Here is a 278-nt window from a genome sequence, read left to right as displayed (position 1 = left end):
CAACTGCTCGGCCACGAGCCGCTCCACGATCTCGTTCAGCGTGATGTCCTTGCGCTCATCGATCAGCCCGACGATGAAACTTCATGCGCATCGAGGCTGGAGGCGCGGCGGCGGCCCTGCGGGCGTGGTGCCAGTTCGCCGATCTTCGCCCGCGCAATCCAGCGGATCGCGCTGGACACTCCCACGCCGAACCGCGCCGCCGCTTGCCGCGCCGACATCCCCTCGTCCGAAGCCTTCAAAACCCGCGATCGAAGATCCCCGCTCAATGCTCTTCCCAT

1 pseudogene is annotated in these 278 nt (G+C 66.2%); it reads right to left on the bottom strand.

What is annotated here, in order from left to right:
- Nucleotides 1-278 (bottom strand): annotated as a pseudogene (locus tag EN824_RS35010) (helix-turn-helix domain-containing protein); the annotation flags it as partial.

This window comes from Mesorhizobium sp. M8A.F.Ca.ET.181.01.1.1 (genome assembly GCF_004792025.1).
In the GTDB taxonomy this organism is placed as follows: Bacteria; Pseudomonadota; Alphaproteobacteria; order Rhizobiales; family Rhizobiaceae; genus Mesorhizobium.
This window is presented reverse-complemented; position numbering and strand designations above follow the sequence as displayed.